This window comes from Niabella aurantiaca DSM 17617, assembly GCF_000374125.1.
GTDB classification, from domain to species: Bacteria; Bacteroidota; Bacteroidia; order Chitinophagales; family Chitinophagaceae; genus Niabella; species Niabella aurantiaca.
Map to the genome: position 1 here is coordinate 1 of NZ_KB893645.1, position 23279 is coordinate 23279.

Genomic DNA, 23279 nt, shown 5'->3' on the forward strand with positions numbered 1-23279 from the left:
CATGTGGATGCGCAGGGCAATTATGAGAATGAATTTACGGCGGTGCCCTCGAGCATCAAAGTGCCGCCGGTGGAGGTTCCGGTGGACCCGGTATGTGAGACGCAGAGNGCGATCGTAACGGACAACAACGATTACAACGGGTTGGGGCGGGTGCGTGTAAAGTTCCACTGGATGAACGGGTCGGAGAAGACGCCGTGGATCCGGGTAACGAGCCCGCATGGCGGCGGCGGGAAGGGTCATTTTTTTATACCGGAGATCGGGGAAGAGGTGATCGTGGGTTTTGAGAGCGACAGTGCTACGAAGCCCTATGTGATCGGGACGGTGTACCATGGGAGTGCCAACAACCGGTTCAGCAATGCAGCAAACGATCTGAAAGTGATCCGGACGCGGAGTGGTCATACGGTAGAGTTTAACGATGCCGGTGAAGGCACGCACATCATAATCCGGGATCCGGGTGGTAACGAGATCTACCTGGACACTACGGGTAAGAACATCACCATCACCGCTCCCGAAACCATGACCTTTAATGCAACCAATATGCGGATGAATGTTAAGGAGGATATGAAAGTCAATGTAGGAAAAGACCTGGTAACAACCATCGGAAGGGATAAGCAGGAGAACATCGGGAAGCGGAGTATTAAGAAATCAGAGAATAGCGAAGAGCTGGTGCTGGAGAACCGGAAAGTACGTGTGGGAAGAAGAATGGAGACCATCGGAAGTGAGGTATTGCTGCACAGCAGCAACGGGAAGATGCTGATCGATGCCACGGATAAATTAACGCTGCAAAGCAAAAACCGGATCAACTATGGAGAATAATGATATCTGTAAAGAGAAGGGGCGCTGCGTACAAATAAGACCCAAAGAAGGGAAACGGAAGTATGAACTGAGGATCGGATCACTATTGCATACCCGTTCCGCAACAGAACAGGTAGATGTTTATTTGGAGCTGACGCTGGGTTGCTCGCCGGCGCACGCAGAAGGGATCGTTTATACGTTGTGCTTTTCACGCCCGCGGTTCGGCGCTGGGCCGGAATACAATAAAGAGCAGTGGATCTATACAAAAATTTTTGACATACACCGGAACCTCGTCTTCCGGGCGGATGAAAAAGGCAAGGTAGAAGAAGTGCTCAACCGGGAAGCGGTTCTGGAGGCCTGGGAAGGTGTAAAACGGGATCTGTCAGACAGCGCATTCAGCCGGGATCCGGAACTGCTTCAAAAAATGGCAATGTTTGAGCGGAAACTGAGAACGGACCTGGCAGCAGTGTACCGGGATGATCTTTTCTTTCAATGGTTGTGCAATGATATTTACGGCACATATAAAAATACCGGCGCCCCGAGGATAAGAGGAAAAATGATCAGCGGTTTTACAGGAGCCGCTGACATTGCCATACAGGAAGAAAAGCAGATCCTGTTTGCTGAAGAAGAGAGCATCATGATTGAAGTGAATGGATTTTTAGAGCCCGGAAAAATCAATACCGGGCAACTGAATCATGATCTTTTTTTACAGGTGGGCGCCGCAGGATCCGGGGAGCTTGATTTTTCTTATACCGGGCATTACCTGTTTACAGACCGGTCTGGCTTTTTTGAACAGGCAACATTATCCGTAGGAGCAGCTATGGACCACATCTATAACCGTAAAATAATTTATTCATTAAATGCGATCATATGAAAAACCGCAACTATGTTATTGATGGAGGAATGGTAAAGTGCAGTCTTGGCACTGCCTTGGGAAAGATAAAAGCAACTTCCCAGCAAAAAATATACATCGGGGGAAAATTAAAAATAACGGACCAGGATACGCAACTGGTTCTTCCCTGTGGCACCTGTAACCGCAGCAGTCTGCCACCGCCCTGCACGCCGCGGCTGCAATACTGGAAGAATACCAGTAAGAAGGCCACCATGGGAAACAAGCGGTTTGTAATGGATGATTCCTATACACAATGCAGCTTCGGCGGGATTCTGACCATTCAGCAGCATGCGCAGGAGGCTTCCGTACGGTTGACCCGTTTCCTGGCAGGATCGCTTCCGGGGCTTTCAGGGATGTATGTATAAAGACAAAAGGAACCGCTATGGGTAAAATTGTTCGTTCTCCGTCAAACAGGATCCCCGTGCATCCGGCACCGCTGAAAGGCCATACTGGCATACCAGACCGGTCGCCTGCGGACCATACCTATCGCTATAGCCCGGTAAAAAGTATAGTAGCTACCGGCCAGGAACCGTTCGAAAAAGAAGGCAGCCCGGTGTTCCAGGGGTTCGTCATTTTTTGCAACGGGTATCTGAGCGATCCGATCAAAAACATAGGAGCCAACGTTAATGCTATTATGGACACCAACCCGGATCAGGATCGCTGGTATGTGTTTAAGGGTGCTAACGCGGATGAACGGGACCCGGCCAGTGATCAGGATATTTTTACTCCCGGGGAACTGGATGCCCGGATACCGGAGGCACAACGGCAAGATCCCCGGCAGGCCGACCGGATCATGCAGCAGCACAAAGGCGGGTTCACCAAACAGAATATCCGGGAAGCGATCCGCGAGAAAGACCCGGGTGCGGTTTTTTCTTATGGTGAAGCAGAAGGGGCCTGGGGGTACTGGAATAAAAAATCGAATCATTATAACGGGTCCAGTACGTACGCCGGCTACTTCAATGCCCAGGGCAATGAATATTTTATTAACGGCTCTCATGGTTTGGGGTCTGCTGCCGGTCATCGTATTGATCATGGCATTTTGCTGGGCTATCGCTGGGCGGCGACCGCCTGGGGCATTCTTAGTAAAAAGCATTTCGACACCGTGAAAGAGGAAGCGTTCAGGGAGATCTTAAAAGGATACACGCCCCCTTACCGCCCGGTAACCATTGTGGGCCACAGCCAGGGCAGCGCCTGTGCGGCCGGTGTGGTACTGGGGATCTTAAATTACGCGGCAGAGCAGGGATGGGAACAGATACCGGTGAACATCATCTTCCTGGGGTCGCACCAGCCGGTGAACTTGACGGGTACCGAATACAGGGATTTTCTCGGATGGAAAAAAGATTACCTGCAGATAGATCGGTCGGTACTCACGCTTTTTAAAAAGGAGCAGGCGAAGAATGCAACTGCTTATATAGATGGCCTGGCGGATCTGTTTAATGAAAAGTATAACAAGCTGCGGCAGGAAGCCGGCATATACGAGCATCTGAAAAAGATAACGGGCAACTGGAATGCCTTCCGCAGCCGGGCCGTGCAGTTTGACTTTACCAACGACCGCGGAGACCCGGTAACCCGTTGCGGAGACATACCGGAGGTGGACAGTGCCTGTGATCCCCGGGGAGACTGGACCCTGCTGAGCTTTGAAGTGTACCCGTCCGGCACTGATCTGGAAAAGACCGTGGCCGGCATACGGAATAAGAAACGGATCCCGGTTTTTGATGTTGATCGCCGTTTACTGGGCGATCTGTTCCTGTCTCCGTTTATTGCCAACAGGCGGATCGAATTCAAAGACTGGGAAGAGCAGGTCTGGACCGATTATGAAACACTGGCAAAAGACTATGCGCGCTCCTTTTTAAGGTACTACTGGCTAAAACAGTATTATTACGGGAAGTTTGGGGAGCGCTTCGATCCGTACAATGGTAAAACGGCCGTGGCGTCGCTGGACGCGACGCTGCATGGATTTTATGCAAAAAAAATGAAGGTGGTAACGGACCCATTGTCTGCCTTGTACCGGCGATTCTTTGCACCATCCGCAGCGGTGATCCGGCAGGATGCGGGTTTCGCAGTCGGCTACAATTATATAGCGGCATTGATGGATTATGCGGCGCTCCAGGAGGCGGACCTGTATGCGCATTTTAGCCCGGTGCCGTTACTGACCAATAAAAAGATCCTGGACGACTGGAATTATGAACACGATACCATTGGCGTGAAAACAAATATATGGGAGCGGATACTGAAGGTGGGAGAGGAGCGGTTTTATAGAGTGAAGAAAAGATATAAAAAGGAAGATAGATGGGGTCGCTATTTGTATGATAGAATTAATATGGATGATGACAAAAAGGAAGTTGAAGGGCTGGTGAAGGATTTATCTAAATTTATTAACACGTCTGTTGGGGCAACGAGTATGATTGAGAATGTAATTAAGAAATATTATGAAAAATAGGACTTACAGAATGTGTTTTTCTATCATCATCCTTTTAATAGCAATAAATATGATCTCCTGTCAGAAAAAAAAGAGTATAATGAGTCCATATGAGTATGATCTGTCAACCTCTCCGGGAACTACGCACTATGAGGTAAAAATGCTTTCTGATAATAATCAGATAACATATCGCAAATTTTTGTACGATACTATCAATCGTAACGGAATACTCTTGACAAATAAATTTTATAAACTAACTTTTATAGGAAGTATCAGCGATACGACGAACATTGAATCGATGGGTCTATTTGAAAATGGGATTATTGATAAAGATGGTGGAGGAATTAGCGAGTGGCTGATAAATGGAAGCTCGATATTTGTGATCCCGGAAAACATACCTTCTCCCCAGGGCGATAAAGGATTTGAGATTTTTGCAAGGGATTATTATAATGCGTCATACTATATGCGGCCCGCCGGTAGGTATCCAATTTTTAAAATCGATGGCAAATGGATAACATACGGTCTTCCCTTTAATACGGAATTGAACAAATATCTTGCTACAGACGCCGCCAAGAAAAAATACCCGCTTAAGCCTTCAAACCGTTTTGTTCCTATGCAGGAGATCGGGCCGGATTTTGGAGTAGCTCCCCAAAAGCGGGACACGACCCTGCTGAAAAGCCTGGGCTATGCCGTGGTGGATAAAGAAGAGGAAGACTGGGGCTTTACCAAACACCGGTACTCGGCGGGCTTTTACAATATGGAACTGTACCTGCCCGGAGGGGATACCCTCCGGTTCCGCCATTTCGGGGCATTGGGCATCAACCTGGAAGTATTTCGTGTGCCCAAAAAGTATGGCGGCCGTGACGATGTGTTCTTTATTGCGCAGGATCCCAACCCCCTGTACCCGGATCTTTCTACAGGCGGTGTTTACGTGGTACGACCCCGGTACCTGCCGGAGGAGCAGCACCCAAAACCAAGCCGGCTGGGAGCGCTGCTGCAAAAGACCTCGGGCAATGCAGGCCATTGATGATCCGGTTGCGGACAAGCACATAAAAAGCATTGTAATGCTATAGAGAAGTGCAGCCACAGGCGCGGCGCCGTAAGAATGCGTGCCGTGGATAGGATATACGCATCTCGTGCAGGCCTCCCGGCCTGTGCGGAGCCGTCACTTAACCGCGGTATAGCAGGAAAGTAACCTAATTGCAGGTCTGCTTCTGCGCACTGCCCTGCCGCAGACCTGCGAAAGATTTAGGAGCATGATAGGCCTTGCCCAGGGCACTTAGGAAATTACGGACAACAACGCGCCGGATGGCGCTTATAAGGAGGAGCAAAATTTTATTTTTAAACAGCTGGTAAGATTTCGTCATTCGCAACCCATTACTATTTTATATTTTTTATATTTTGTATATTTGTTGTTTGTTATATATTAAAACTAAGTAACTAAATATGAAACTGACTGCCTTTTCGATGCTTCTGCTGTGTTTTTTAGCAGCCTGTTCAAAATCAGATACAAAGCCTGATCAGGAACAGCATGCGGCTGCCCATCCGGAACGCTTAAATATTATCGATTCTTCAAAGACCGGTTTGCCGGGTAATTGGGCAATTGCGAGTGTTTCAGGGGTGAATGAAGCCGAGTTCAATAAACTGAAAAAATATGATAGTGCGGCCAAACGATATTATCCCATCTTAACGATCAATGATGTGCAGCCGCTGAACACCGCCGGGGAGGCAGCTGCTCCCGGTAATTCCAGGATCTCGGTGGGTTGTAATGTTCTTTCTTACAACGTAAGCGCAGATAGCGAAAATAAGATCGCATTCGTTTATTCCAATGTCACAGGAATCCATTGCCCCGGTTATTACAAATATGAAACCCTTGTTTCCGATGCCCTGGTGAAGGCCCGGTTCTATACAGTTGAAAAGGGCTTAAAACTTTTCGATGCACATAAGAACCTGTTGTTGACAGCCTACGCGTTGAAATCCTCTGCTGTTAAATAACGATCAGGCTTATTTTAAACAGCTGCTTATAAAAAACCGGAGCATCCTGTGGGGGCCTTAACCTTAAAAGCATACCGGCCCTTTATGGGAATTTGTTACCTTCCCGGAAAAATCATTCGATCTCATGACCGGTCGCTATAGATATCCCCCGCTCTTTTTCCTGGCCCTGCTCCTGGGCGCAGGGATCGGGTACAACCTGAATATACGTCGTACGGCAGTTGTCACGGCCGGCGATGTTTTAAATACCATCGGGGAGCATTATGCAGATGAAGTGGATAGGTCCCGGCTAGAGCAGATCGCCCTTCATAAGATCCTTTCGCAGCTCAATGGCAGGCTTGCGGTGCGGAAGCAGGCGGGCAGTAACGGACCCGCCAATGAGCGGCCGGAGATCACCGTTCGCAGAATGGATCAGCAGAGCGTTTATATCCGGCTGTCGGCGCTTTCCTCCCGGTCGCATGCCGTATTGGCGGAAGAGCTGGAAGTGGTTAGGGCCGCAGGAGCCGGCCGGCTTACATTGGACCTGCGGGGCGTAGCAGGCGCTTCGTTTGAAGACGCCATAGAGATTGCCGACGAGTTCCTGCCGGGTGATAAACGGATCGCCGGTATAAAGGGTGCCAACCGGCGGGAAAAGGTCTACCGCGCAAAAAGGCCCGGTTTGTTTGAAACGGGAGCGCTGACGGTTTTGGCCGACAGCCTGACCGGCGCCGCCGGGAAACTGCTCTGTGCAGCATTGAAAGACTGGAAAAGAGCTACGATCATTGGCAACAGTATAGGAGGAGCGGCCGCAATGGAAATGCAGCGCTTTGAGCTGGGGCGGTATGAAATGACGCTCCCCACAGGATATTATTACACTCCGCTGGACGAAAGATTATAAGACGCCGGTAAGGCAGCCACATACCCGCAAACCTAACAGGTACCCACGAACGATACGGAAATACGATTCCCGGCCTATTCCAGCCAGATCGGTTGTGTAAAAGCACCATTGGCGGCAACATCCCATACCTCCACGCGTACCCATTTCCTGTTGGCCAGGTCTACCGGCCATTGAAACGTTTGCTTACCAAAGGGAAGGGTATGATTCAAGGGGATGCGCGTATGGTAGGTATGCTTCCCGTCTCCAGAAACAATGGAGGCGTACCGGAGCGGAAAGGTCCAGCTTAGCTGAATGGTGACCTTTGCTTTGCCCGGTGCCTTCGGCTTCAGCGTTTCGCCCGGTTCTTTTCCGTTGATGTTAAAAGCAGGGATCAGCACCTCGCCGGTGGAAACAAAAAAGCGCCCGTTGCGCAAGGCATCCAGAACGGGTTGCCAGCCTTCGTTGTACCGCGGAAGTTTTTTTAATTTGAGATAATTGACATTTATGTGGGCATACAGCTCATTCTGTTGGGTAATGGTAAAAATATCCGACTCAGCAAGCGCGTATTTCCGCAACCCCCAATTGGCCATATCGTCCATCAGGCGGAGTACCCGCTTGCTCAGCGTTTCCCATGAAAGGTCTGCGGGTATGGCTTTCCAGGCGGCGCCTAAATAGGTATCGGATTTAAAGAAAGCTTCTTCCCTGTAGCGGTCCGGAAAACCGGTAGATCCCTTGGTACGGGCATGCGCTACCCAGGCCAGCCCTTGCTCCCGTTCCAGCAGCCGGAGCATTTCTTCCTTGTTGCCCACATGGTAAATGTTCCCATATTCCGGATTATGGGAAAGAAAAGGCACACCGGCGTTCCTGGACATGACCCAGTACACCGGTTTGGGAAACAGGGCCAGCCAATGTCCCCCATAGAAATTATTGGCTTCTTCACCCGGAAGCAAAAGAAACCCGGTGTCTGAAAGTCGCCTTGTTTGTTCAAACAATGCATGAAGCTCTTTCAGCCGGATCGAATCGGGTCCCTTGGGGTGACCCACTCCATGAAACTCAGCCAGCTTGACAATGTCCAGCCCCGCCTTCTTTAATACTTCGGTAAACTCGGGCTTTTCAGGAACCGGTTTTCCGCTGAGGGCCACCCGCGTAATAAACTCATTATGAAAATGCGTGGCCATGGTCTTATAGCCGGGCAGCGGCGCAAAGCGGTCGTTGTGGGTAAATTTCTTTACGGCATCCAGGGTAGCCGCCGGCCGGTCTGCGCTCACCAGGCAAAAAAAGTTCAGTCGCTGGCGGGTACCGGGCGGGGCATTGAACCAGGGTACATAGCGCCGGTCGCCCAGCGGATCCTGGCGGATGCCGATCCCGAAATCCGGTACCTGGTCGAGATAATGACGCCCCTGCCAGGTGAACTTTAAATTAAAGGCCTCGTCAAGCGGATAAAAATATTGGTGCGGAGCAGGAAACACGGCTACACTGCCGGATGCCGTCCGGCCAACAATGGTCCTGTATTTTACTTCCAGGTTCGTCGCCGAATCCCCGGTATGGACTTTCCGGTACTGCATCCGGTCCTGCACATCCGCCCAGGCAACGGTGTCCCATATCCTGTTTTTGCAAACCAGCCCCGCGTCATACAAGATAGCGGTTGAGTCTTTTGCAGTGGAAACCACGGCCGCAACGTTAAACAGCGGGCTCCCGTTGTAAATAGTAACCTCCAGATGACCGGAAAAAGAAGCGGCTTTTAAGACGCCCGTTTTTACGATCGTACGGGAGCCATCGCTTAAAACAGTGGTCGTCTGTTTGGTAAAGTGTGCAACCGTTGTGGTATACGGCCGGGTGGGCACTTTATCGAAGAACACATCCCAGCCTCCGCTGGAAGGGCTCAGTGTCCGTTTTCCCTCCCGGAGGATAAAAACCGGGTCCAGATCTTTGACCACTTCCCGGAACGATTTCTCTTTACGTACCTGGATGCTGCTGAACAGCGGCCGCGCGGAGTCCAGGTCCAGGACCATCTTACCCGTGCCGGCATTTCCTGCAGGCCACAGGATGGTGATCTTGTTTTTGTCCACATGGACCTGAGCACCGTTTTTCTTAACACCCGTTACATTTACAGGTGGCTGTGCCCCCAGTGCCAGCGAACAGAGGAGCAGAACGGGGATTGTTATTTTTCGTATGGCTTGTTGCATGATCTTACAGGAATACAATTCAAGATAACGAATCCTGCGGAACTATGAAAACGGCTTTTGCCGGTCAGCAACGGATACTTCCTACAAAACGATCCCGATCAAAAAGTTTAGACGACCTTTGTACAGGAGACGTCAAATAGCTGGCTCCCGGCTTACGGTCAGCAACGAGTGCACGTTTACCCGGTCCATTCCTTCATGAGCTGCTCAAATGCAGCTTTGAGTGTGGCCAGTTCCTGTTCTACCGCATTGAGCCGTTCTTCGATATTGCTGTTGGATGCGGTTGCGCCCGGGGATACAGATTCGGCGATATAAGCTTCCAGCACATCTTCCGCAGCGAATAAGTGCATGTAACGAGCCTCCTTTTGCCCGGGCTGGCGCGCCAGTTGCCGTATATAAGGCGTTTCCGCAGAGGATAATTTTTCCAGCACAGACTGTACTTCCGCCAGGTCGTCAAATGCATACAGGCGGCCTGCGCTGCTGTTGATCTCACCCGGTGTCAGGGGCCCTCTTAAAAAAAGCAGGCACAGTACGGCCAGTTCGTCCGGTGTAAACTGGTAGTTCAGCGCGATGGTATGCCGGTATTTCACTACCCTGCTGCTGCCTCCGGTGACCGTGGCAGCCAGGTTTTTCCGTTTCAGCCGGTCCAGTGTCAGATTTACGGTCTGCTCGTCGTAAGTTACTACCGGGTAACGGGCCGTTTTTTGATTGCACGCTGCGGTCAGCCCGTTCAACGTCATGGGGTAGTATTCGGGCGTTGCCTTTGATTTTTCCATCAGCGCTCCGAGCACGCGGATCTCTTCGGCGTCCAGCTTGGGTAACAATGTTGACTCAGTTAATTCGTTGCTCATACGGGTAAAAATACGATAACACCGGCGAGTTTTGGAACAATAAGGGCAAAATGTTGTTGCCGCCGCACCCGGTGTTTTATGGATGGCGCCGGAGCCGTTCAAATACAGCAACGCCGGGGATCTGCCGGAATGGATGTTTTTTTTGTAACCTTTTGAATGGTTATGTACTCTAATAGGATAACAGTCATCAATCAAAAAAAGAAAAAATGGAAACAAAAACTTCAGAGCAGGCACTGAAGCAGATCTTCAACCTGCTAAAATGCACATTCGTAGTAGTGCCCATAGTTGCGGGGCTCGACAAATTTACGAACCTGCTTACCAACTGGGAGCAGTACCTCAATCCTTCGTTAGCAGCGCTGCTGCCATTTCCCGCATCAACGTTTATGATGATCGTAGGAGTCATTGAAATTGTTGCGGGCATCATCGTACTGCGGAAGGCGGCCTTGGGCGGGTACATTGTAGCTGCCTGGCTCACTGCAATTGCGTTAACTTTACTGCTGGACTTCCGTTATGCCGATGTGGCGGTCCGTGATCTTGTGATGGCGATCTCCGCATTTTCAATGGCGAGAATATCCAGACTCGTTTCATAAAGCAAAGGCAACTTATGACGTCATTTGAGCGGCTTACTGAGATGCAGATCATCCAGCGGATCCTGGAGGGGGAGACGGCACTTTACGAAATGCTGATCCGGCGGTATAACCCCTGCCTGTACAAGACCGGGAGGTCTTATAATTACAATCATGAAGATACGCAGGATCTGATGCAGGAAACCTTTATCGATGCCTATAAGCACCTGTCGCAGTTTGAAGGGCGCTCGGGATTCAAAACCTGGATCATCCGCATCATGATGAACAACTGTTACCGCAGAAAAAAAAGACCGGTTTTCAAGAACGAGGTTGTAAAAGACATAAATGATAATTCAAAACCAATGTTTACAAGCTCCAATAATGACACGGGGAAGGTGGTTCAAAACAAAGAACTGAAACAGATCATAGAAGAGGCGCTCAGCAAATTGCCCTTCGATTACCGGATGGTATTTTCCCTGCGGGAGATGAACGGATTGAATGGAGCGGAAACCGCGGACCTGCTGACGATCAGCGAGGCCAACGTAAAAGTGCGGTTGAGCAGGGCAAAGATGATGCTGCGGAAGGAAATAGAGAAAATGTATGCACCTTCAGAGATCTTTGAGTTCAATTTGATCTATTGCGATGCCATTGTGGAAAATGTTATGAATAAAATAAATTTACTTTAATGCAGAAGGACCTTATGCAGGAGATCATCGATCATGAACCGGAGGAAACACTGTTGAATACGCCGCTTCGTGCGGGTGCTTTTGAGCTGACCGATCAGGAAAAAATAAGTGAAATTGAATACCACTTTGCCCGGATCATGTATGCGCTGGGACTGGATCTGAATGATGACAGCCTAAGCGAAACCCCGAAACGGGTGGCAAAGATGTTCGTTAAAGAAATGTTCAGCGGGCTGAACCCGGCGAACCAGCCGCGGATCAGCCTTTTTGAGAACAAGTACCGGTACAACCGGATGCTGGTGGAAAAGGACATTACCCTGTACTCCTGTTGCGAGCACCATTTTGTACCAATCATCGGAAAAGCGCATGTGGCGTATATCCCCGGCACAAAGGTTATCGGCCTCTCAAAGATCAATCGCCTGGTGCAATATTACGCCCGGCGCCCACAGGTACAGGAACGGCTCACCATCCAGATCGCAAATGGCCTGAAGGAAGTACTGCAGCACAATGATGTGGCGGTTATGGTGGAAGCAGACCATCTGTGCGTAGCCTCGCGGGGTATTAAGGATACCCATAGCAGCACCGTTACGGTGAGCTATTCGGGTAAGTTTCAGAACGAGCATACCCGGGCAGAGTTCCTTTCGTTTGTCGGGGGCGGAAAGTAAGTGTAAATCCGAAAGGTCCATTACGCCTGGGAACGGCCGCTTTTGAGTTGCAGAAAGGTTCCAGGTTACGAAAGAGCATGCGCATAGAGGAAGTACCGCCTGGCGTATGTCCAGATCGGCCCCGGATAAAGTCTGGTTTACACCCTGTGCTACTGCTGGTTAGCCAGTAGCTTTGTATCAAAACAAATGATCATGAAAAGTATTTGCCACAGGCTGCTGATCGCGGCGCCTGCAGAAAAAGTGTACCAGGCCCTCACCACCCGGGAAGGGCTGGCGGGTTGGTGGACGCCGGAAACGGTGGCCGTACCGGAAACGGGCAGTATTGCCCGGTTTGCTTTTGGCCCGGATTATTTTAAGGAAATGAAGATCGAGGAACTAACGCCTTTCAGCAGTGTAAAATGGCGGTGTATCCGCGCGTTTGAAGACTGGATCGGTACGACGCTCCATTTTGAATTGCTACCGCACGAGAAAGGCACGGTATTGTTTTTTCATCATGACGGGTGGAAGGAATACACTCCGGAATTCGCTTCCTGCAGCTACGACTGGGCATTGTTCTTCAGAAGTCTTAAATTCCTTTGTGAAACCGGTAAGGGATTTCCTTACCCCGATTTTAATCAATAGGAAATGCTGAAGGCCGTTTTTAGTAAAGTACCCGTGTTTTTATCGTGTGCTCTGTTTTTTTCAGCTCTTTCAGGAGTTGTTTATCGTAATTCTTATCAATATCGATGATGGTGTAGCCCGCAGTTTTGTTGGTCATCAGGAACTGTGCGTTGATGTTGATCTGGTGCTTTGCCAGCAGCAGGTTCACCTGGGCCATAACGCCCGGCACGTTTTTGTGGATATGAATGATGCGGTGCGTATTTTTTACGGCCGGTAACCGGAGCTTTGGAAAATTCAGGCTGCCATTGATGGCCCCTTTATTCATAAAATCGATCATGCGTTGCGCTACCTGCAGGTTGGAGCTTGCGCTGCCAAAGACCACGATGCCCATTTCCGTGCATAGGGGCAGCGGAACGCCGGTTTTGGCCTTTCCAAAAATGCCGATCGCCTTTAAGCGGGTGGCTTTTTTCAATTGCTTTACATCGATGGCGGTTCCGACACCGATTACCAGCATACCGGCCTGCTGGAATGCTTTTTCATCCGCATCCTTTTCATATACCAGTGTAAATCCTTCCTGGGTAAACGGATGCAGATCCTGCTCTGGTATTGCTCCCATTACCAGGCACTGGATCCGGTTCTTGGGATAGGAGATAGCGCCCGGTAGTTTGTTGATGTACAGGAATTCATCAAAGCTGGGCGTAACATGGTCTGCCTTTGCAGTAACGCTTTTTCTTGAGATGTTTTCTGTGTAGGCAAAGAACTTTCTGATCAGCCCGCTCTCCCGTAGCTGAAAGTCGGAGTAGCCATCGCCAATGCCATACAGATCGCCCTGTAAGTTCAGGTCCCGGATCAGGATCACCTTTCCGCCTTCCTTGCTCAGGGGGTTTTGATCATCATAACCGATGATCTTTCCCTCCGCGTCAAACACAAAGGTATTGGCATAGATATTTTCTTTCCGGATGTTGAATTTTTTTACAACGGGCGTGATGAATTCCTTGAACCCTCCCGAAACGATCAGCACATCATCCGCATTTTTTTTAAAGAACGGGGCATTTCTTGAAAAGGACCTGGATACTTTCTTTTTCAGGTGGCTGACCAGTTTCTTCAGATGCGATTTGTCTGCTGCCAGCAATTGTACCCGTTGTGCCAGACTTTCCGAAAAAGACAGCGTGCCGCTCATGGCCTGGTTGGTGAGATCCTCAATTTCTTTATAGATCGCATCCTTTTTGGGGTGGTCCTTTAAAGAGATCCGGGCCAGCTCGTCCAGGGCCTCCACTTGTGTAAACGTACTGTCAAAATCGATGATGTAGTATTTCTTTTGTTTCATCTGCGTTGAATGCCGATCGCCTCTGGGGGCATTGGCGGTGCAAAAGTAGGGCCTAATGGGCAGGAGATGGTGTTTTGCAGACCGGTTTTTTTCATTTTGCCGGGGCTGACAGAAAAGCAACGCTTTTTGCAGCGGCCGGTCTGCCGGCACCCCGTTTCTTCCCCCGGTTGATGTACCCGCAACCCGAAAACGTTGTAGGACTTTTTTCGGATTCCTGTATGACTTGTTTATATATTTATACAAATGATTGTTTGTACAAGCGCTTGTTGTCTGAATCGTAAACCTGTAAACTAAAAACTAAAAAAAATGAAGACGAAATCAACCCTTGGCCTTGGCCTCCTGGGCATTGCGTGTGTAATGACCTTGTCTCAATGTAAAAAATCATCCGTCACAGATCCGGAAGAAACCGGCAAAAAGGAAACGCTTGCCACCGCAAACGGAACGATGGGTACATTGTCCCTGTTGTTTGATGGCGCTGCTTCGCTGGGATCGGCAAACGTATGGAAGAACATCAACATCGAAGGAACAGGAACCGTTACTACCATCAATGATGAAACGGGTACCCTTTGCTGGAAATTTTTAAAGCCATCCGGCAGTCATCGTACAGAAGGGCATGGGGCCAAGAATTACCAGGCCGCGGATGGCGACGAGATCTATATCGGTTGGACCAGCAAGCTCTACATGCCCTCCAGCTTAAAGACCGATGCGGTCTTCCAGTGGAAATCCTACCCCACCGGCACTACCGCCAATCATCCCATTATGCTGCGTACCAAGAACGGTAATTTAGAGCTGCAGTATTTCGACATCAATCATGTGGCATCTGTGCCCTGGTCGGTGACCCTGTCTACCGGAACCTGGGAAAAGTTTGTGCTGCGGATGAAATTGTCCTACAGCGCTTCTACCGGGTATATTGAGCTTTGGCACAACGGTACCAAGCAAACCTTCTCCAACGGCAACCAGCGTTACTACTGCCGCACCATGGATGCCGATTATTGTGATCCCAAATGGGGTGTATACGGAGGAGACGCGTCGCAGGCTACCAACATTGTAAAAGGCATCCGCATTGGCACCAGCTATGCAGATGTGGCGCAGTAGGCCGTAAGGGGTGCTGGCATGCCGGATTGTTTGATGGAAACGTATGAAAAGAGGCGGTGTCAATGCAGGCGGGTCCCGAATGGCAACCCGGCTGGTGATACGGCTTCTTTTTGTGTTTTTAACGATGGGCTTTTTATGATTTCACCAGCGATGTCGGCGGTCCTCATGAGGGCGGTACCGGCCCGCAGGTCGCCGTTTTGAAAGTGACCCGTCAAGCCGCGCTTTCTATAAGATACCTCCACCGATCATCAGCCGGAAAACACCTACCAGGATCACGATGATGCTTAGGGTCTTTCCGGTGGAAGAGTTGCCCAGTACGGAGAAGATCAATGAGAGGATGCCGATAGGGATCACCAGCCAATACAGCCAACCCAGCAAGGGGATAAAAGCTACCACCGCCAGTATGCTGGCAACCAGGGCAAACAGAACACCAAATAGTTTCATCATTGTTATACATTTGATCAGGCACAAAGATTGGATTTTTAATGAGCGGCCACCAGTGTTGGTCGGTAAAACAGGCGAACCCGCCGGTAAACAGCGGGGCGATCCCCTTTAGTAAAATCCTCCAGCACAATAGTGATTACAGGCATTTGCCTTAGAGTGGTTTCCAGTACATTTATGATTACGTATTTCAATCAAAAAACGGTAAAAGAGTGCCATTGTGAAACGGTTGTGCATTGCTTTGATTACAGGTGTTTTTGCTTCGCTCGCGGGCCGGGCGCAGGTGTATGTTGCCCCGGACGGGAACGATGCCGGTGTTGGTACAATGGGTGCACCTAAGGCAACATTGAATGCAGCCATCCGGCAGGTACGGGAAGATCGCCGGTTGAAAAAGAATACGATGGGTACAATCCTGCTCAAAGGAGGTACTTATTACTTAAATGAACCGGTATGTGTAAGACCGGAAGACAATGGCACCCCAGCAAAACCGTTGACCATTGAAGCGGCTCCGGGTGAAACGCCTGTTCTAAGCGGGGGGATCCTGATAAAAGGCTGGAGACCAACTACCGGGCGGGTGGAAGGACTGCCGGAGGCGGCGCAGGGAAAACTATGGATGGCAGATCTGCCTGTCATGGCTGGCAACGTTCCGCTCCGTCAGCTATGGGTAAATGGCAAAAAGGCCGTCCGGGCAAAAAGCACACCCGGCGATAGTATGCAGCGCATATTGAACTGGGATAAAAAAACGGCGACGGCGATTATACCGTTGCATCCGTTTGAAAACCTGGAGGTAACCGACGGACTGGAGTTCTTCATTCACCAGTGGTGGGAGGTGGCGCGTTTGCGCGTTCGCAGGCTGGAAAAAGCGGGCGACAGCTGCCGGGTTTATTTTTATGAACCCGAAAGCCATATTCAGAATGAACATCCCTGGCCGGCGCCCTGGCTTTCAAAGGAAACAGGCAATTCCGCTTTTTGCCTGAACAATTCCCTTTCGTTTTTAGATGAGCCGGGAGAATGGTATTCTGATGCAGGAACAAGAACGATCTATTATTATCCGCGGGCGGGCGAAGACAGGACAACTGTGGAAGCGGTGATCCCCTTTTTAGAACAGCTCTTTTTGGTTAAAGGGACACCGGAACATCCGGTCCAAAACCTGCGCATCAACGGGATCCGCTTTCAGCACAGCGCCTGGAGCCGTCCTTCGCAGCAGGGGCATGTGCCGCACCAGGCGGGGCTTTACATGACCGAAGCCTATAAACTCAAGCCGGCCGGCACGGAAGAAAAACCATCGCTGGACAACCAGGCCTGGGTGGGCCGGCCGGAAGCAGCCGTTGCAGTATCGTATGCACGCAATATCCGTTTTGAAAACAACCGTTTTGAGCACCTTGCCGCTACCGGTCTGGATTTTAAGATCGGTGTAAAGTCGTCGGCTGTTGCCGGAAATCTTTTTAAGGATATTGGTGGAACGGCGATCCAGGGTGGGTATTATGGCGATGATGGTGCGGAAATTCACAAGACCTATAATCCGCAGGATCAACGGGTGATCTGTGAAAACATTAGCATTGCCAATAACCTGGTTACCGATGCAGGCAATGAAGACTGGGGCTGTGTGGGCATTGGAATGGGATTTTCAAGACATATTACCATTGAACAGAATGAGATTGAGAATATTCCCTATTCGGGGATCAGCATGGGATGGGGCTGGACGCCCGTAAAAAGTATAATGGAAAACAACCGGATCCGTCTTAATAAAATCCATCACTATGGCCGTACAAACTATGACTGCGCCGGCATCTACACCCTCAGTGCACAGCCGGGAACGGTGATCGAAGAAAATTATATCGACAGCATTTATAAAGCACCCTATGCGCATCTGCCCACGCATTGGTTTTACCTGTACACGGACGAAGGTTCATCGGGCATTACCGTGCGTAATAACTGGACGCCCGCCCAAAAATATTTGCAGAACAACAATGGTCCGGGCAATCGTTGGGAAAACAACGGCCCGCAGGTGGCAACAGCGGTAAAAAACAACGCTGGGTTGGAAAGCCGGTACCACGAACTACTGAAGGAAAAAACAAGCGGCGGTGTACACCAGGAGATCAGCAAACAGCGAAAAGAACTGATCGAACTGGTTGGCAACAACAGGGGCATCGATATCAGCAAACTGAAAGCCCTCCTACAGGAAAAAAAGGTACAGCAGGAAACCATCGGGCAATGGCAGGATCATACCGTGCTCTATGGCCTGGTAACGGATGTGAATGTGCTGCGGGGACAGTTGCAAAAAGCGTTCCCGGGCATAACGGTTAAGGTATATCAGGATCTGGTGTACGAATTTGACCGGGCGGCGCGCTGCCCGGATACACACATGGCAAAGGAATGGACGGATATTATCATGACGGCCAACCTGGTGGATGATCCGGAGAAGCAACGGGAATACCTGGATTACCACGCTACGCAATTTGAAAAATGGCCGGAGGTCTCCAATGGATTTTGCAGGGCGGATTTTCAGCAGCTGCGGGTGTTTAAGAACGGAAGACAACTGATGCTGGTGATCAGTATTCCCAAAGGAAAAAAGCTGGACGACCTGAATCCGAAGACAACAGAAAATAACCCAAGGGTGAACGATTGGAACCAGCTCATGAGCGGTTACCAGGAAGGGATCGAAGGAACAAAAAAAGGAGAGACCTGGGTGGAGTTTAGTGAGAAGTGAGTGGTGCGTAGTGAATCGGTCTATTCCGTGGGAGCGACATATTTATGGCCCCGTTGGGGCAAATGGTAATAATAAAAAATAAATGCATGTTACGTATCGGAATTATAGGATTAGGTGAAGGCCGTAGCACAATGTCAGCTGCATTGCAAAGTAAAAAATTGCAGTTAAAAATGATCTGCGATGCCAATGAGGAATTGTGTAAGCAACGCAGCAAAGAATTCCGGTTTGAGCATTATACCACGTGTTATGAGACGTTATTGGAGAATCCGGATATTGATATTGTGGCCATTTATACACCGGATCACTTACATGCGCAGCATGTACAGCTGGCGTTGGAGCATGGTAAGCATGTGGTATGCACCAAACCTTTTATAGATGACCTGGCAGATGCAAAGGCATTGCTGAAATTACAACAGCAGGCCGGGAAAAAGGTCTTTGTAGGGCAGAGCTCCCGTTTTTTTGAACCCTATAAACGGCAGCGTTCCGATTTTGAAAAAGGCCTGATCGGGGAGCTGATCACGGTAGAGAGCCATTACAATGCAGATCACCGTTGGTTTTTAAAAAAGAAATGGGCGCTGGGAAAATCGTTTAAATGGTTGTATGGCGGATTGAGCCACCCGGTTGATTTTATCCGCTGGTACCTGCCGGATATTGAAGAAGTGATGGGGTATGGTATGATCAGTGCCAATGGGGAAAAAGCCGGTCTGAAAAACGAGGATACCATGCATTTTATTTTCAGGAACAGGGATGGAAGGGTGGCACGCGTGAGTGGTGCATATACAGGACCCGTACAACCCACCAGCCGCGAAAGCGAGATGAGCTGTATCCTGCGCGGGACGGAAGGCGCGAGCCAGGCGGATTATCATGAGCTGCGTTATGCACTTACCAATAAAAAAGGTGAGCAGCAGCTGATCACCTGGGGCGATCAGCAACTGAATCATTATTTCCGTTTTGAGGGGCAGACCCATCATGCCGGTGAGTACCAGAATTACCTGGAGTATTTTGCAGACAGTATCAGCAATGATACGGTGGCCTACCCTGATATGCGTGAAGGGATCAGAACCGTGGCATTGCTGCAGGCGATGGATGAAAGTTTAAGAACGCGGCAGCCCGTTGGGGTAAAGGCGCTGCTGAAACAATATGGGCTGGGGAAATTGTAGTGAATGATGAGAAGGAGATAGTGAAAAGAGAATATTGGGCCGACAGGCCGCAGCTCCGGAGGAGCATACTATTTGTAGAAATTTGCACCACAGCACAAGAGTGCGACGCAAGGAAGATGATAGCCGCACCACAACCGGTAACAAAAAATAAAGCATAACAAATCAATGAACCATCTTATTTCCAGATTGCAACCGGTCGATTATGCCATTGTGGTGGTGTACCTCGTGGTATTGCTGGTCATTGGCTACCGCGCCAGCTTTGGCAAAAAAAAGAAAAAGGAAGAGACCCTGTTCCTGGCCGGCAAATCATTGAACTGGTACAATATCGGGTTCAATATGTGGGGCACCAATGTGGGGCCGTCGATGCTGCTGGCCTTTGCCAGCATTGGTTATGCCACGGGTATTGTGGCCGGTAATTTTGAATGGTATGCTTTTATATTCCTGATGCTGCTGGCGATGGTATTTGCTCCGCGGTACCTGGCCAGCAAGGTAACCACCATGCCGGAGTTCATGGGACAGCGGTATGGCGAAGATACGCGGAACATCCTGGCCTGGTATGCGCTGGTGAAGATGCTGATCTCCTGGTTATCGCTCGGCCTTTTTGCCGGCGGCTTCCTGGTGCGGCAGATACTGGGCATTCCCATGTGGCAATCGGTGATCGTGCTGGTGTTGTTTGCAGCGCTGTTTGCGGTGGCAGGTGGCCTGAAGGCAATCGCCCGTGTAAATGTGTTCCAGATGATCTTACTGATCATTGTGTCCTGCATTCTTTGTGTACTGGGTATTCAAAAGGTAGGCGGGCTCTCCGCATTGTTCGCCGGAACGCCGGATTCTTACTGGAGTCTTGTCCGGCCCGCATCCGATCCGGCTTATCCCTGGCCGGCTATCTTGCTGGGCTACCCGGTTTCGGCGGTCGCTTTCTTTTGTACGGACCAGGCCATGGTACAATCGGTGCTGGGCGCGCGCAACCTGGAGCAGGGGCAGCTGGGCGTAAGCTTTATTGGCTGGCTGAAGATCCTCTCCATTCCGCTGTTCATCATACCCGGTATTGCCTGTGCCGTATTGTACCCGCAGCTGGCAAGTCCGGATGAAGCCTATATGACGATGGTTACGAATTTATTCCCTGCCGGGTTGAACGGCCTGGTGATCGTAGTGCTGATCGCCGTACTGGTGGGTACCATCGGCTCTTCTTTAAACGCCCTGAGTACGGTTTTTACAACGGATATCTACGTAAAGAAAATAAATCCTGCCGCCACCAACCGGCAGATCATCAAGGTAGGACGTCTTACCGTGCTGGCGGGCTGCGGGTTTGCGATTTTGATGGCTATAGCCATCGATAGCATCAAAGGCCTTAATTTGTTTGATGTATTCCAGGCGGTGCTGGGCTTTATTGCACCTCCCTTATCGGCTGTATTCCTGCTGGCCGTGTTCTGGAAAAAGACCACGCGCAGGGCGGTGAATTTTACGCTTTCCTGGGGATCGGCCATCAGCCTGGGTATTGGGGTGGTGTATTTGTGGGTGTTGCCGGTAAAAGAATATACCTTCTGGCCGCACTATCTGTTGCTGTCGTTTTTTATTTTCCTGTTGCTCGTTGTTATTGCCATGCTTATTTCCATTACGGATCCGCATCCCGTGCGGACAGCAGTGGCCACGCAGGAGCTGGCAAGGCCCACGCGGCGTGTGAAGATCGTTTGGGGCGCTTTATGCACGGTTATGATTGTTTTGTATTTAATATTTGGTTAGCATATGATGAGTAAAAAAAATAATGACCCCGGCGGTGGTACTACTATGTTGCTTGACTTGCGTCGCACACTTGTACAGCAGTACAGGTCTCCGCTTTTGAAACCCTTCGTGTGTCTTTGTGTCTTTGCGTCCTCGTGGTTCTCTGCCGCGGCCCAAACCTGGATCTGGTATCCCGGCGATTATGAAATATGGCTGGCGAACGAAATGCAGAACCGCCGTACGGAAAGAGGCACTTTTTACCCGGTGTTCTGGAGGGCAGACAGTCATTATCCCCTGGTGGATTTTCACAAAGAATTTAACCTGGCGCAACCGGAAACGGTAATGGTCCATGCAGAAGGGCGATACAATATCAAGCTGGATGGCAAAGCGTTCCCGGGAACCCCGCAGGCTATTGAAGTACCGGCGGGTAAGCACAAGATCAATATCAAAGTATTCAACCAGGCCGCGCCACCCGCCGTTTTTGTAAAAGGCCGGACAATCATATCCGATAGCAGCTGGCAGGTAACCTTTGAGGATAAGGAATGGATCGATGAAACGGGTAAGGCATCGGATCTGTCGGCCACGGTATTTAAACATGCCGGCAGCTGGAATTTTAATAGTGCGGCTGCGACCCCTTCCGCTTATAAGCTTCCGGTAACACCGGTGGAGGCGAAGTCAGCAGAAAAAATGAACGGAGGTCTACTGGTCGATTTTGGGAAAGAGACCTTTGGTTTTGTAAAGCTGCAGGGTATAAAGGGAAAAGGAACGATATCGCTTTATTATGGCGAAAGCCGGGAAGAGGCGCTGGATACTGCCGCTTCGGAAACCTTTGATCGCATAACCATCGATCAGTTAAATGCTGCCGATACCGTCAGCCCCCATTCAAAAGCGCTTCGGTATGTGAACATTGTAACGGATGGCAATGTGCAACTGGATCATGCTTCTCTCTTGTATGAATATGCGCCGCTGGAAGACAAAGGCGGCTTCCGTTGCAGTGATGCGGAAATAAACCGGATTTATGATGTGGCCAAATATACCTTGCATCTCAGTACGCGGGAATTCTTTATCGACGGGATCAAGCGCGACCGCTGGATCTGGAGCGGGGATGCCTATCAAAGCTATCTGATGAATTATTACCTGATGAACGATAACGAAACGGTAAAGCGTACCATTTATGCATTGCGCGGAAAAGACCCCGTGAACAGCCATATCAATACCATTATGGATTATACCTTCTATTGGTTTATGGGCGTTTATGATTATTATCTCTATAGCGGTGATAAAGATTTTCTGGTGCAGAACTACGGACGCATGAAATCGTTGATGGACTTTGTCTGGAACCGGCGCAATAAGAACGGCTTGCTGGAAGGGCTGCCGGGCGACTGGATCTTTATCGACTGGGCAACGGGCCTTAGTAAAAAAGGGGAGGTGAGCTTTGAGCAATTGCTTTTTGCGCGGAGCCTGGAAACGATGGCGCTCTGCGCGGAATTGGCGGGGCGCGGGGATGATGCTGCGCAATACAAAACCGCGGCAGCGAAGCTGAAACAGAAATTATTTTCCATTTACTGGAGCGACAAAGCAAAGGCACTGGTGCACAGCAGGGTAAATGGTCAGCCTACGGAGAATGTGACCCGTTATGCCAATATGTTCGCGATCTTCTTTGGCTATTTTAACAAACAGCAGCAACAGGATGTGAAGACCTCCGTGTTGCTGAATAAAAATGTTCCGGCCATCACCACGCCATATATGCGCTTTTATGAGCTGGAAGCGCTTTGTGCGCTGGGCGAACAAAACTATGTGCTGCAGGAAATGAAGAATTACTGGGGCGGCATGCTGAAGCTGGGTGCCACCTCTTTCTGGGAGGAATATGATCCCTCCAAAAAAGGAGCGGAGCACTACGCCATGTACGGCAGGAAATACGGTAAAAGCCTTTGCCATGCCTGGGGTGCCAGCCCGCTATACTTGCTGGGTAAGTATTACCTGGGAGTAAGCCCTACTGCCCCCGGCTTTGAACAATATGAGATAAAACCGGCATTGGGCGGTTTAAAATGGATGAAAGGCAAAGTGCCTACCCCCGCCGGCACCATTGAATTGTATTGCAGTGATCAGGAAATAAAGATCCAATCACCGGTAGGGACCGGAAAGCTGATCCTTAGCAGCAGGAAAAAGCCGGTGTGTAAAGAAGGGGAAGTAGTGAGCAAAGGAAATAGCAGGTATGAATTAAGAATAGAGAAGCACAAGGAATACAGGGTTTTATATAAAGCGATTTAGATAAGGATTTGTAAGATAATGGCAGTGAGCCGTCCAATTGAATGAAACCGTTAA

At 49.9% G+C, this 23279-nt stretch carries 20 protein-coding genes; 16 read left to right on the forward strand and 4 right to left on the reverse strand.

What is annotated here, in order from left to right; genetic code table 11:
* The first annotated feature begins 150 nt into the window (after positions 1-150).
* The 7 genes from B160_RS32290 to B160_RS0121130 all read left to right on the forward strand — a co-directional run bounded on the left by B160_RS32290 (position 151) and on the right by B160_RS0121130 (position 6975).
* On the forward strand, positions 151-816 hold the full coding sequence (locus B160_RS32290) for a phage baseplate assembly protein V (protein ID WP_425411199.1): 666 nt from the start codon (positions 151-153) through the stop codon (positions 814-816).
* The gene (locus B160_RS0121095) at positions 806-1669 is read left to right on the forward strand and encodes a hypothetical protein (protein WP_018629928.1); all 864 of its coding nucleotides are present in this window, start codon (positions 806-808) and stop codon (positions 1667-1669) included. The genes B160_RS32290 and B160_RS0121095 overlap by 11 nt, the downstream gene beginning before the upstream one ends.
* Positions 1666-2052, forward strand: a complete 387-nt coding sequence (locus B160_RS0121100; RefSeq protein ID WP_018629929.1) for a PAAR-like protein — start codon at positions 1666-1668, stop codon at positions 2050-2052. The genes B160_RS0121095 and B160_RS0121100 overlap by 4 nt, the downstream gene beginning before the upstream one ends.
* Before the next feature lie 17 nt (positions 2053-2069).
* Positions 2070-4127, forward strand: coding sequence for a hypothetical protein (locus B160_RS0121105; protein ID WP_018629930.1), 2058 nt, complete (start codon positions 2070-2072; stop codon positions 4125-4127).
* 211 nt (positions 4128-4338) lie between these two features.
* Positions 4339-5133 carry a hypothetical protein gene (locus B160_RS29835; protein ID WP_040680250.1) on the forward strand — a complete coding sequence of 265 codons (795 nt, stop codon included), beginning with the start codon at positions 4339-4341 and terminating at the stop codon, positions 5131-5133.
* 419 nt (positions 5134-5552) lie between these two features.
* Complete coding sequence (locus B160_RS0121120; RefSeq protein ID WP_018629933.1) at positions 5553-6101, forward strand: hypothetical protein; 549 nt, start codon at positions 5553-5555, stop codon at positions 6099-6101.
* Between the two features lie 124 nt (positions 6102-6225).
* Positions 6226-6975 (forward strand): S41 family peptidase, encoded by a 750-nt coding sequence (locus tag B160_RS0121130; protein WP_018629934.1) that lies wholly within the window; start codon positions 6226-6228, stop codon positions 6973-6975.
* 74 nt (positions 6976-7049) lie between these two features.
* On the opposite strand, the gene B160_RS0121135 is transcribed toward B160_RS0121130, so the two are convergent.
* Together B160_RS0121135 and B160_RS0121140 are read right to left on the reverse strand one after the other, a co-directional pair.
* Positions 7050-9140, reverse strand: a complete 2091-nt coding sequence (locus tag B160_RS0121135) for a CehA/McbA family metallohydrolase domain-containing protein (protein WP_018629935.1) — start codon at positions 9138-9140, stop codon at positions 7050-7052.
* Between the two features lie 176 nt (positions 9141-9316).
* Positions 9317-9988: a YceH family protein gene (locus B160_RS0121140; protein ID WP_026309921.1), complete on the reverse strand. Its 672-nt coding sequence runs from the start codon at positions 9986-9988 to the stop codon at positions 9317-9319.
* A 206-nt stretch (positions 9989-10194) separates the two neighbouring features.
* Between B160_RS0121140 and B160_RS0121145 the strand changes: the two genes are divergently transcribed.
* The 4 genes from B160_RS0121145 (at position 10195) to B160_RS0121160 (ending at position 12523) form a co-directional block, all read left to right on the forward strand.
* On the forward strand, positions 10195-10578 hold the full coding sequence (locus B160_RS0121145) for a hypothetical protein (RefSeq protein WP_018629937.1): 384 nt from the start codon (positions 10195-10197) through the stop codon (positions 10576-10578).
* A gap of 14 nt (positions 10579-10592) precedes the next feature.
* Positions 10593-11240, forward strand: a complete 648-nt coding sequence (locus B160_RS0121150) for a sigma-70 family RNA polymerase sigma factor (protein ID WP_018629938.1) — start codon at positions 10593-10595, stop codon at positions 11238-11240.
* A complete protein-coding gene (gene folE, locus B160_RS0121155; protein WP_018629939.1) occupies positions 11240-11902 on the forward strand; it encodes a GTP cyclohydrolase I FolE in 663 nt (220 codons plus the stop codon). The genes B160_RS0121150 and folE overlap by 1 nt, the downstream gene beginning before the upstream one ends.
* 192 nt (positions 11903-12094) lie before the next feature.
* A complete protein-coding gene (locus B160_RS0121160; protein ID WP_026309922.1) occupies positions 12095-12523 on the forward strand; it encodes an SRPBCC family protein in 429 nt (142 codons plus the stop codon).
* Between the two features lie 19 nt (positions 12524-12542).
* Here the strand turns inward: B160_RS0121160 and B160_RS0121165 are convergent, their stop codons facing one another.
* Positions 12543-13829: an HAD-IB family phosphatase gene (locus B160_RS0121165; protein WP_026309923.1), complete on the reverse strand. Its 1287-nt coding sequence runs from the start codon at positions 13827-13829 to the stop codon at positions 12543-12545.
* Positions 13830-14135: 306 nt separating this feature from the next.
* Between B160_RS0121165 and B160_RS0121170 the strand changes: the two genes are divergently transcribed.
* A complete protein-coding gene (locus B160_RS0121170; RefSeq protein WP_018629942.1) occupies positions 14136-14924 on the forward strand; it encodes a heparin lyase I family protein in 789 nt (262 codons plus the stop codon).
* A gap of 225 nt (positions 14925-15149) precedes the next feature.
* On the opposite strand, the gene B160_RS0121180 is transcribed toward B160_RS0121170, so the two are convergent.
* Positions 15150-15371, reverse strand: a complete 222-nt coding sequence (locus B160_RS0121180) for a hypothetical protein (RefSeq protein WP_018629944.1) — start codon at positions 15369-15371, stop codon at positions 15150-15152.
* Positions 15372-15585: 214 nt separating this feature from the next.
* On the opposite strand from B160_RS0121180, the gene B160_RS0121185 reads away from it, so the two are divergent.
* From B160_RS0121185 to B160_RS0121205, 4 genes are all read left to right on the forward strand, one after another.
* On the forward strand, positions 15586-18075 hold the full coding sequence (locus tag B160_RS0121185) for an L-rhamnose mutarotase (RefSeq protein ID WP_157558171.1): 2490 nt from the start codon (positions 15586-15588) through the stop codon (positions 18073-18075).
* An 86-nt stretch (positions 18076-18161) separates the two neighbouring features.
* Positions 18162-19235 carry a Gfo/Idh/MocA family protein gene (locus B160_RS0121190; protein WP_026309924.1) on the forward strand — a complete coding sequence of 358 codons (1074 nt, stop codon included), beginning with the start codon at positions 18162-18164 and terminating at the stop codon, positions 19233-19235.
* Positions 19236-19400: 165 nt separating this feature from the next.
* Positions 19401-20975 carry an SLC5 family protein gene (locus tag B160_RS0121200; protein ID WP_018629948.1) on the forward strand — a complete coding sequence of 525 codons (1575 nt, stop codon included), beginning with the start codon at positions 19401-19403 and terminating at the stop codon, positions 20973-20975.
* Positions 20976-20978: 3 nt separating this feature from the next.
* Positions 20979-23225, forward strand: a complete 2247-nt coding sequence (locus B160_RS0121205; RefSeq protein ID WP_245562254.1) for an alpha-L-rhamnosidase-related protein — start codon at positions 20979-20981, stop codon at positions 23223-23225.
* The last annotated feature ends 54 nt before the right edge of the window (positions 23226-23279 follow it).